Annotated in this window: 9 protein-coding genes; 8 read left to right on the top strand and 1 reads right to left on the bottom strand. The window is 61.2% G+C overall.

Annotated features, from left to right (window positions below; translation table 11 throughout):
• The 5 genes from glmM to serA all read left to right on the top strand — a co-directional run.
• Positions 1-899: phosphoglucosamine mutase (gene glmM / locus FY112_RS04520; RefSeq protein ID WP_151517817.1), on the top strand; the 899-nt coding region annotated here is incomplete at its 5' end.
• A gap of 301 nt (positions 900-1200) precedes the next feature.
• A complete protein-coding gene (locus tag FY112_RS04515) occupies positions 1201-1440 on the top strand; it encodes a hypothetical protein (protein ID WP_094087467.1) in 240 nt (79 codons plus the stop codon).
• A 295-nt stretch (positions 1441-1735) separates the two neighbouring features.
• Complete coding sequence (locus FY112_RS04510; protein WP_151517816.1) at positions 1736-2572, top strand: outer membrane protein; 837 nt, start codon at positions 1736-1738, stop codon at positions 2570-2572.
• 190 nt (positions 2573-2762) lie between these two features.
• Complete coding sequence (locus FY112_RS04505; RefSeq protein ID WP_094087469.1) at positions 2763-3941, top strand: phosphoserine transaminase; 1179 nt, start codon at positions 2763-2765, stop codon at positions 3939-3941.
• 82 nt (positions 3942-4023) lie between these two features.
• Positions 4024-5619: a phosphoglycerate dehydrogenase gene (gene serA / locus FY112_RS04500; protein ID WP_026158859.1), complete on the top strand. Its 1596-nt coding sequence runs from the start codon at positions 4024-4026 to the stop codon at positions 5617-5619.
• 73 nt (positions 5620-5692) lie between these two features.
• Here serA and FY112_RS04495 read toward each other — a convergent pair whose 3' ends face one another.
• The gene (locus FY112_RS04495; protein WP_017961973.1) at positions 5693-5959 is read right to left on the bottom strand and encodes a hypothetical protein; all 267 of its coding nucleotides are present in this window, start codon (positions 5957-5959) and stop codon (positions 5693-5695) included.
• Positions 5960-6122: 163 nt separating this feature from the next.
• Between FY112_RS04495 and FY112_RS04490 the strand changes: the two genes are divergently transcribed.
• The 3 genes from FY112_RS04490 to mnmA form a co-directional block, all read left to right on the top strand.
• Positions 6123-8276 carry a bifunctional diguanylate cyclase/phosphodiesterase gene (locus FY112_RS04490; protein ID WP_151517815.1) on the top strand — a complete coding sequence of 718 codons (2154 nt, stop codon included), beginning with the start codon at positions 6123-6125 and terminating at the stop codon, positions 8274-8276.
• 310 nt (positions 8277-8586) lie between these two features.
• Complete coding sequence (locus tag FY112_RS04485; protein WP_032991925.1) at positions 8587-9687, top strand: mechanosensitive ion channel domain-containing protein; 1101 nt, start codon at positions 8587-8589, stop codon at positions 9685-9687.
• Positions 9688-9903: 216 nt separating this feature from the next.
• Positions 9904-10801: tRNA 2-thiouridine(34) synthase MnmA (gene mnmA / locus FY112_RS04480; RefSeq protein ID WP_151517814.1), on the top strand; the 898-nt coding region annotated here is incomplete at its 3' end.

Genomic DNA, 10801 nt, shown 5'->3' with positions numbered 1-10801 from the left:
GTGTCGACGGCGTGCATGACCGTTATATCGAGCATGCCAAGCGCACCCTGCCGCGTGATGTGACGCTGCAGGGTCTGAGGATCGCGATCGATTGTGCCAATGGCGCCGCCTACAAGGTGGCACCGGCGGTGCTCTGGGAACTCGGCGCCGATGTCGTCACTATCGGCAACGAGCCGAACGGCACCAACATCAATCTGAATTGCGGCTCCACCAGCCCCGTCGCGCTGCAGAAAAAGGTCGACGAGGTGCGCGCCGATATCGGCATCGCGCTCGACGGCGATGCGGACCGCGTCATCATCGTCGACGAGAACGGCTCGATTGTCGACGGCGACCAGCTGATGGCCGTCATCGCCGAGAGCTGGGCCGAGAGCCAGCAGCTGCGCGGCAATGGTATCGTTGCGACCGTCATGTCCAATCTCGGCCTCGAGCGTTTCCTCGAGGACAAGGGCCTCGGCCTTGCCCGGACGAAGGTTGGTGACCGCTATGTCGTTGAGCATATGCGCCAGCACAATTACAATGTCGGCGGCGAGCAGTCCGGCCACATCGTGCTTTCGGACTATGGCACGACCGGCGACGGTCTCGTTGCCGCCTTGCAGATCCTGGCCGCGGTCAAGCGCACCGGCCGGACCGTCAGCGAGGTCTGCCGCCGCTTCGAGCCGGTGCCGCAGCTCCTGCGCAATGTCCGCATCAGCGGCGGCAAGCCGCTGGAAGATATCCAGGTGCAGAAGGCGATCGCCGATGCCGAAGCCGAGCTTGCCAGGAATGGCCGCCTCGTCATCCGCCCCTCTGGCACCGAGCCGCTGATCCGCGTCATGGCCGAGGGTGACGACCGCGCCCAGATCGAGCGCATCGTCAACGAACTCATCGGCACGATCTCGAACGTCCGGACCGCCGCCTGATTTTTCGGGACGGAATATCAAAAGCCGGTGCGCAAGCGCCGGCTTTTTCGCTATTGGCGCCTTCGAAGATCCACTCCGGATCGACTTCCCGCCGGAACCGTTTCCGCCCTTCCGAACACAACATGTCAGTGCCTTGCCAGCTTGGCTTTCGAGAGAGCGCAAGCCTCGGCAGCTGCAGCATGTCGGGGCGCAGTGAGCACCGAAACGGCATCCACGGAAATTCGCCGATGCCTTGGTGACAGTGCTGTCAACCTCCACACGCGGATGCTACACGGCGGCGTTTGCATTCAAAGGAAATATCATGAAAAAATTGGTGCGCCTGCTGCTGACGATCGCTCTCGCATTCGTCATCTTTACCGGTTTCCGCTGGTATCGCTACATCACCAACACCGACAGCCCCTACGATGAAATCGGCATCACGCTCAACAATGCCATGCCAGGCCCGATCAATGCCTGGGGCTGTGCCAAGCTCAAAACGACCTTTGGCACCTCCTTGCCACCATACGGCTGCGCCGCCGAAAACGCGACCCAATGGAAGTAATAGCAAGATTTGTCGATTGAGCAGCCGATGGATCTGACGGCGAACAAAACCGACCTGGCGATTTGACGGGGCGGGGTTCGTGGCTTTGCAGTTGGCGGTCTTCGGTGAGTCCGGCGGCTGCCAGCTTGAACCTAACTCCACGATATCGAGGAACTTGCCGCCAATCTCGCTCTTAACATTTCTTCCCATTTATAGTTAAGCAGCTTTTAACGTTTCCAATTCATTATCCATACGAAGCGTACCAGATTGGCGGCGATTGAGCCTGCCGACGCAACGAGATTTTGGAGTGGGATCCATGAAAAGAAGCTTGTCCGGCATCTTCGCCGCATTGTTGATCGCGACAAATGCCTATTCCGCGGACTTCGCTCCTGCCGAGCCTATCCCGGAGCAGCCGCCCGAGGTAACGGTCACCGAAGCGGCCGGCTGGTACCTGCGCGGCGATGTCGGCTATGCCTTTACCGATCTGCGCGGCGCCCGCTATTTTCAGGGCAGCAACGCCACGGAAGTCGATTTCGACGACGCTGATCTCGATGACGCATGGACGATCGGCGGCGGTGTCGGTTATCAGATCAACAGTTATCTGCGCACCGATCTGACCTTCGACTATCTCACCCAGGCGGATTTCAAGGGCTCGACGGTTGGGCAGTGCGGCTTTCCGCTGGTGGATTGCACCTCAAGCGACCGCTCTTCGCTGACAGCCTATACGCTGCTCGCCAACGCCTATGTCGATCTCGGCACCTACGGCTACGTCACGCCTTATGTCGGCGCCGGCATCGGTGGTTCCTACGTGAAATGGAAGAACCTGCGCAACGTCGCCTGCGCCGATGACGGCAGCTTCTGCGACGACCAGGTCACCCATGGCGGCAAGGGCAACTGGCGCTTCACCTACGCCCTGATGGCCGGCGCTTCGATCGACGTGACGTGCAACATCAAGGCCGATGTCGGTTACCGCTACCTGCATATCGATGGCGGCAACATGTTCGGCTATGCCGACAATGGCGGCCCGGGCCGCGACAAGGGTCTCAGCGTTCACGAAGCCCGCGTCGGTGCCCGCTATCTCTTCGGCGGCTGCGCTCAGGCGAGCTACGAACCGCCGCCGGAAATCCCGCTGCAGCAGCCTGTCTACAAGTAAGTCCAATTCCCAGACATTTGAAAGCCGCCCCAACCGGGCGGCTTTTCGTATTGCGGCCCTACCGCTCTGCGTCAAAATATGTCCCCCCCCCCGCGACACTTCGATCTTGACTATGACGCGCCGGATCCATACACACGGCGGCGGGACACCCTTCCCCAACGAAGGGCTTTCTATCTGAGAGGATAGCATCATGGCGAAGACCGCAAAGCCGGACATCCGTCCGCACAATACCCATTTTTCTTCTGGCCCCTGCTCGAAGCGCCCCGGTTGGTCGCTCGAAGCCCTTTCCGACGCGGCCCTTGGCCGTTCGCACCGCGCGAAGGTCGGCAAGGCCAAGCTCAAGCAAGCCATCGACCTTACCCGTGAAATTCTCGAAGTGCCGGCGGATTACCGCATCGGTATCGTTCCGGCGTCCGATACCGGTGCCGTCGAAATGGCGCTCTGGTCGCTGCTCGGCGAACGCGGCGTCGATATGCTCGCCTGGGAAAGCTTCGGCGCCGGCTGGGTCACCGATGTCGTCAAGCAGCTGAAGCTCAAGGATGTGCGCAAGCTCGAAGCCGGTTACGGCGAGCTTCCCGATCTCTCCGCCGTCGATTTCGACCGCGACGTCGTCTTCACCTGGAACGGCACCACCTCCGGCGTGCGCGTGCCGAACGCCGATTTCATCCCTGATAACCGCACGGGCCTGACGATCTGCGATGCCACCTCGGCCGCTTTCGCGCAGGAACTCGATTTCGCCAAGCTCGACGTCGTCACCTTCTCCTGGCAGAAGGTTCTGGGCGGCGAGGGCGCACACGGCGTTATCATTCTCTCGCCGCGCGCCGTCGAGCGTCTGGTCACCTATACGCCGGCCTGGCCGTTGCCGAAGATCTTCCGCATGACCTCGGGCGGCAAGCTGACGGAAGGCATCTTCCAGGGCGAGACGATCAACACGCCGTCGATGCTCTGCGTCGAGGACTATATCGATGCGCTTGTCTGGGCGAAGGGCCTCGGCGGCCTCAAGGGGCTGATCGCGCGTGCCGATGCCAATGCCAAGGTCATCCACGATTTCGTCGCGGCAAACGACTGGATCGCCAATCTCGCCGTCAAGGCGGAAACGGCCTCCAACACCTCCGTCTGCCTGAAGATCGTCGACAAGGACATCGCAGCGCTTGACGACGACGGCCAGGCGAATTTCGCCAAGGGCCTGGTCGGGCTGCTGGAAAAGGAAGGTGTCGCCTATGACGTCGGCCACTACCGGGACGCACCGTCGGGCCTGCGCATCTGGGCTGGCGCCACGATCGAGGCATCCGACATGCAGAAGCTGATGCCCTGGCTTTCCTGGGCCTTCGAGACGCAGAAGGCACAGCTTAATCAGGCTGCCGCCTGAGGTGATCGCATCGGCTCCGCCATAGGGCGGAGCCCAGCATTCCTGATTCATTCATCGCTGAACACTTTTGAAGGAGGCCCTCATGGCACCTCGCGTTCTCGTATCCGACGAATTGTCGGAAACTGCCGTCCAGATTTTTCGCGACCGCGGCGTCGAAGTCGATTTCGAACCGCAGCTCGGCAAGGACAAAGACCGTCTGCTCGAAGTCATCGGCAAGTATGATGGCTTGGCCATCCGCTCTGCCACCAAGGTGACGGAAAAGATCATTGAGCGGGCGACGAACCTCAAGGTCGTCGGCCGCGCCGGCATCGGCGTCGACAATGTCGATATCCCGGCCGCCTCGCGCCGCGGCATCATCGTCATGAACACGCCCTTCGGCAACTCGATCACGACAGCCGAACACGCGATCGCGCTGATGTTCGCGGTCGCCCGCCAGCTTCCGGCAGCCGATACCTCGACGCAGGCCGGCAAGTGGGAGAAGTCGAAGTTCATGGGTGTCGAGATCACCGGCAAGACGCTCGGCGTCATCGGCGCCGGCAATATCGGTTCGATCGTCTGCGCCCGGGCCATCGGCCTCAAAATGCACGTCGTCGCCTACGATCCGTTCCTCTCCAAGGAGCGCGCCGAAGAGATGGGCGTCACCAAGGTCGAGCTGGAAGAGCTTTTTGCCCGCGCCGACTTCATCACGCTGCATGTGCCGATGACCGACAAGACGCGCGGCATCCTCAACAAGGAAGCACTGGCGAAGACCAAGCCAGGCGTGCGCATCATCAACTGCGCCCGCGGCGGCCTGGTCGATGAGGCAGCGCTTGCCGAGGCGATCAAGTCGGGCCATGTCGCCGGTGCCGCCTTCGACGTATTCGAGGTCGAGCCCGCCAAGGAAAGCCCGCTCTTTGGCCTGCCGAACGTTGTCTGCACGCCGCATCTCGGCGCCTCGACGACCGAGGCGCAGGAGAACGTCGCTTTGCAGGTGGCTGAACAGATGGCGGATTACCTCGTCAATGGCGCGGTCTCCAACGCCATCAACATGCCGTCGATCACGGCTGAGGAAGCGCCGATCCTGAAGCCCTTCATCCGTCTCGCCGACGTTCTCGGCGCCTTCGTCGGCCAGGTCACCGAAGAGCCGATCAAGGAAATCGAAATTCTCTATGACGGCATCACCGCCAACATGAACACGCGAGCGCTGACGAGTGCTGTGCTCGCTGGCCTCATCCGTCCGCAGGTCGCCGACGTCAACATGGTTTCGGCGCCGATCATGATCAAGGAAAAGGGCATCGTGCTCTCCGAGGTCAAGCGCGACAAGACAGGTGTCTTCGACGGCTATATCAAGCTGACAGTGACGACGGAAAGCATGACTCGCTCGGTCGCCGGCACGGTGTTTTCGGACGGCAAGCCGCGCTTCATCCAGATCAAGGGCATCAACCTCGATGCCGATGTCGGCTCGCACATGATCTATATCACCAATACCGACGTTCCCGGCATGATCGGCTTCATCGGCACGACGCTTGGTGCTGCCGGCGTCAACATCGCCAACTTCCAGCTCGGCCGTGACAAGCAGGGCGGCGACGCCATCGCACTGCTCTATGTCGACGGCAAGGTGGATGACGCCGTGCTTGCTGAGTTGACCGCCCACCAGGCGGTACGCCAGGCAAAACCGCTGACCTTCAATATCGACTGAGTTTTTCCTCCCAAGGAAATGAAAAACCCGGCGCTGGAAACGGCGCCGGGTTTTTTGCTGTTTCAGAAACAAATTAATGGTGCCGGCGTTTCCGGCGGACGAGCCTGCCGAAACGGGCGACATCGTCTTCAGCCTTGGTGCGGTGAAGGAAGGCGAGCCTGCTGCCGTCGAGGCCTTGGAAGAATTCGTCCCAGGAAATTTCTTCCTGTGTTTCCGAGGAAAAATCGACGCGGACGGTTTCGCTATCGCTCGCGTCCTTGATGCGGGCGGGATGGCCACCACGTTCTTCGATCCAGTGTCTGATCCTGCTGTAATCCGTCGTCGTGCCGAACCTGCCCATAAAACCCTCCTCAGCAACTGGCTTGCGACTTCGATGCCCAGGAATGCACGATCGAGAAATTGTTCCATGGTGCCTCAATTATTATATCGAGGCCCGAGATCGCGATGGCAAATCGCCGCTTTTGCACATTCTGAAGGCGGAAGCCTAAAGTTTAGCCCTGATTATGATTCTGATTTTATTTAACTTTTCCCGGTATAGAGCTGAGATCGGCATCAACCGCACGCGAATTTCCATGGCCCTCTTGCAGAAGACCGAGCAGATCGAAGCATTAAACGACGACTTCCGGTCGTTGTTTGCAACGCATCCGTCACCGATGTGGGTCTATGATCCTGTGTCGCTGCATTTTCTCATCGTCAACGAGGCGGCGGCGGCACTTTACGGCTATGGGGCGGACGAGTACCGGCGCATGACGGTTCTGGATATCCGCCCCGAGCATGAACGGGAGCGGATGATCGACGCCGTCAGCGGCCGTACCGACATGGAAAAGGCAGAGCGCTGGGTTCACCTCAAGGCGAACGGCGAGACCTTCGACGTGCTGACTTATGGTCGCGAAGTGCGTTTCGAGGGGCAGCCTGCGATCCTGGCGATCGTGCAGGATCGCAGCGAGATCAATGCCGCCAGACGCCAGGTCGGCGATACGCGCTCGCTTCTCGACAGCATCGTCGATAACCTACCCGTCGGCGTCTTCGTCAAGGACATGGAAGCGGACGGGCTTTACGTTCTCTTCAACGAGGCCTGCGGCGATATCGTCGGCATGAAGGCGCAGGATGTGGTCGGCCGAACCGACCGGGCGCTGTTTCCCGCCGGCCAGACGGACGCCTTCCGCGAGCAGGATCGCCGCGCTTTCGAAGCCAATGCGACGATCAGCTTCGAGGAGACGATGCTGCGCGCCGATGGCGTGCCGCGCATCCTCCGCACCATCAAGCGCGCCCTGCCGACGCCGGAGGGCCATGCGCCGCGTTATCTGCTCGGCATCTCGCAGGACGTGACGGAAGAGCGCTCCGTCGAGGCGAAGCTTGCCCATCTCGCCATGCATGATTCGCTCACCGACCTGCCGAACCGGGCGGCATTTTCCAAGCATATTCGCCGGCGGGCCGCCGAAGCGAGCGCCGACAGCCCGATCGCGCTGCTCTATATCGACGTCGATCATTTCAAGCATATCAACGACAGCAAGGGACATGCCGCCGGCGACGCGCTGCTTTGCCAAGTGTCGGAGCGGCTGCTGCAGCTGGCGGAGGGGGGCGATCTCGTTGCCCGTCTCGGCGGCGACGAATTCGCCGTCGTGCTGGAACTCGACGAACCGGAGCGGGCCGGGCGTTTTGCGCAGCGGCTGCTCAAGGCGCTGAGCCGCGCCTTCGATCTCGACGGCGCCCGGGAGCATGTCACCTGCAGCATCGGCATCGCCTTGGCGCCCGATCATGCCGGCGACGCGGATGTGCTGATGCGGCATGCGGATCTGGCGCTCTATGCCGCCAAGGAGAGCGGGCGCTCGACCTATCGTTTCTACGAGACGGAGATGCGGCTTGCCGCCGAGCGCCGGCACGTGATGACCGCCGAGCTGTGGGAAGCGCTGGAGAAGCTCCAGTTCGAGCTGCATTACCAGCCGATCGTGCAGCTCGACAATGACGGCATCGGCGGCTTCGAGGCGCTGATCCGCTGGCGCCATCCCAAGCGCGGTCTGGTGGCGCCGATGGAATTCATTCCGCTCGCCGAGGAAACCGGCCTTATCTTGCCGATCGGCGACTGGGTGATCCGGGAAACCTGCCGCGCGGCCGCCGGCTGGCCCGCCCATCTGAGGATCGCCGTCAATCTCTCCGTCAGCCAGTTTCGGCATGCGAGCCTGCTTTCGACGGTGGTCGCGGCGCTCGACGAGACCGGCCTCAATGCCGACCGGCTTGAAATCGAAATCACCGAATCCGTATTCCTGACCGATGCCGACCAAAGCCTGCCGCGGCTGCGCGCATTGAAGGAACTCGGCCTCCGCATCGCCATCGACGATTTCGGCACCGGTTATTCGTCGCTGAGTTATCTCCGATCCTTCCCCTTCGACAAGATCAAGCTCGACCGCAGCTTCGTTTCCGGCATCGAGACGGATGCCGGCAATCTCGCCATCGTGCGCGCTGTCGTCGGCATCGGCTCCGGCTTTAACGCGACGACGCTGGCCGAAGGGATCGAGACGGAAGAGCAGTTGCAGAAGCTGCGCGCAGAGGGCTTCAGCGAGGTGCAGGGTTATCTGCTCGGCCGGCCGATGCCGCAGCATGAGGCGGAAGCGCTGATTTATGGCAGCGCCCCGAAGGCCGCCTCGTCGCGTATGTGATAAGCAGGCATGCCGCCCGATGCCATCAAGCATTCGTCATTTTGAAAATGGCGGTCGAACCGGCATACTTCCCTTGGGCTGGAGAAGGAGAATGCATATGAAACGCTATTCATTGTCGATGATCGGACTGGCGATCGTGACTGTCATCATTGCCAATCCGGGCATCGCATTCGCCTGTAACAAGCTGATCGGCACCTGAGCCGCACCCCTGCTTTTCATGAGGCGCAGCTTCGGCTGCGCCTTTCTTGTGTGAAGCCATTTTTTCGACTCGTCACTTTCCGATGCTGCATTGCACTCTAACTGCACCTGCATGACGGAATTTCTGAACGACATTCGCGCCGCAGGCATCTGGCTCCCCGACTGGCTTGCAAGCGCAGTCATCTTCGCGGCGGTCATCTCAGTGGGGCTCTTTGCGCATCGCATTCTCTTTCGCTTGCTGACGCGCTTCGTCGAGAGCAAGGATCTCTTCTGGCGCTCCCTCGTCTCCCGGTTAAAACGGGTGGTGAGACTTGCGATGCTGGCAGCCGCCCTTTCCATCGGTGCGACGGTCTCGCCGCTGACGGAATATCAATCGGCGACCGTGCGCCACTTCCTGCTGATCTTCTTCATCATCCTGGTCGCCTGGATGGCAAAGACCGCCAAGCATATCTGGATGACGGTCTATCTGCGCCAGTTCAAGCTCGACGCCGAGGACAATCTTCTGGCGCGCAAGCATGTCACGCAGACACGCATCATGGAGCGTGTCATCAACCTGCTGATCGTCGTCATCGCGATTTCAGCCTGCATGATGACCTTCGATGCGGTCCGGCAATATGGCGTCAGCCTGCTCGCATCTGCAGGCGTTGCCGGTATCGTCGTCGGCCTTGCGCTTCAGCCGGTGCTGAAGAACCTGTTTGCCGGCATCCAGCTTGCCATCACCCAGCCGATCCGGATCGACGATGCGTTGCTGGTGGAAGGCGAGTGGGGGCGAGTGGAGGAGATCACTTCGACCTATGTCGTCCTGCAATTGTGGGACTGGCGGCGCCTTATCCTGCCGCTGAGCTATTTCATCGAGAACCCGTTTCAAAACTGGACGCGCGAAAGTTCAGCGCTGATCGGCACGGTGATGATCTATCTGGACTACAGCGTGCCTGTCGATGCGGTGCGTGGAAAGATCGAGGAGATCGCGAAGGCTTCGACGCTGTGGGACCGCCGCGTCGTGAACGTCGCTGTCACGGATTTTCGTGAGACGGTCATGGAGATCCGCGTCCTCGTATCGGCATCGAATTCCAACCGCACCTTTGACCTTCGCTGCGAGGTACGGGAGAAACTGATCGATTTCATCCGCCGCGAATATCCCGATGCACTTCCGCGCATGCGGGCAGTGATGAGCGAGCCGCCGGCGCAAGATCGCCGTCAAGCGGCAGAATAGGGTCCATCTCGCAGGCACCTCCGCATCACCTTCCATCGGCGTGGCATACGCCGCCGCCAAGTTCGGCCGAAAGCCGGCACTTGCGCGCGGGCGCAATAGTTTCTATATCCGTCGCCCATGAAAGCTGGCGGCCGATCCCGCCGGAAATGTAGGAAATCCGCCACATTCCGAAGTCAGAACGGCGGATCGAAACAACACAGAATTTGGCAGCACCCGTTGAACACACTGGATTTTGACAAGAAGCCGGAAGAGACCCGAGTCGTCGTTGCCATGTCGGGCGGCGTCGATTCATCCGTCGTCGCCGGCCTTCTCAAACAGCAGGGTTACGACGTGCTCGGCATCACGCTGCAGCTTTACGATCACGGCGCAGCCGTTCACCGCGCCGGCTCCTGCTGCGCCGGCCAGGATATCGACGATGCGCGCCGCGTCTGCGAAACGCTCGGCATCCCGCATTACGTGCTCGACTACGAAAAGCGCTTCCGCGAGACGGTGATCAATCCCTTCGCCGAGAGCTATGTGGCGGGCGAAACGCCGATACCTTGCGTTTCCTGCAACCAGACCGTCAAATTCGCCGATCTGCTGGCGACCGCCAAGGACCTTGGCGCCGATGCGCTGGCGACCGGCCACTATATCCGCTCGGGACGGAATCCTTCGCCGGATAATCCCGGCCGCCGCGCGCTTTTCCGCCCGGCCGACGCCGACCGTGACCAGAGCTATTTCCTTTTTGCCACGACGCAGGAACAGATCGATTACCTCCGCTTTCCCCTGGGCGGCCTGCCGAAGGCCGAGACCCGCAGGCTCGCCGAAGAGATGGGCCTCGTCGTCGCCAAGAAGGCCGACAGCCAGGACATCTGCTTTGTGCCGCAGGGCAAATATTCCGACGTCATCAACAAGCTGAAGCCGAATGCGGCGCTCGCCGGCGAGATCGTCCATCTCGACGGCCGCGTGCTCGGAACCCATGAGGGCATCCTGCACTTCACGATTGGCCAGCGCCGCGGCATCGGCATCGCCACCGGCGAGCCGCTCTACGTCGTCTTTCTCGACGCCCGTTCGCGCCGCGTCATCGTCGGACCGAAGGAGGCGCTGGAGACGCACCGCGTCTACCTGCGTGACG

Origin of the sequence: Rhizobium sp. PEPV16 (genome assembly GCF_008919455.1) — a bacterium.
GTDB classification, from domain to species: Bacteria; Pseudomonadota; Alphaproteobacteria; order Rhizobiales; family Rhizobiaceae; genus Rhizobium; species Rhizobium leguminosarum_Q.
This window is presented reverse-complemented; position numbering and strand designations above follow the sequence as displayed.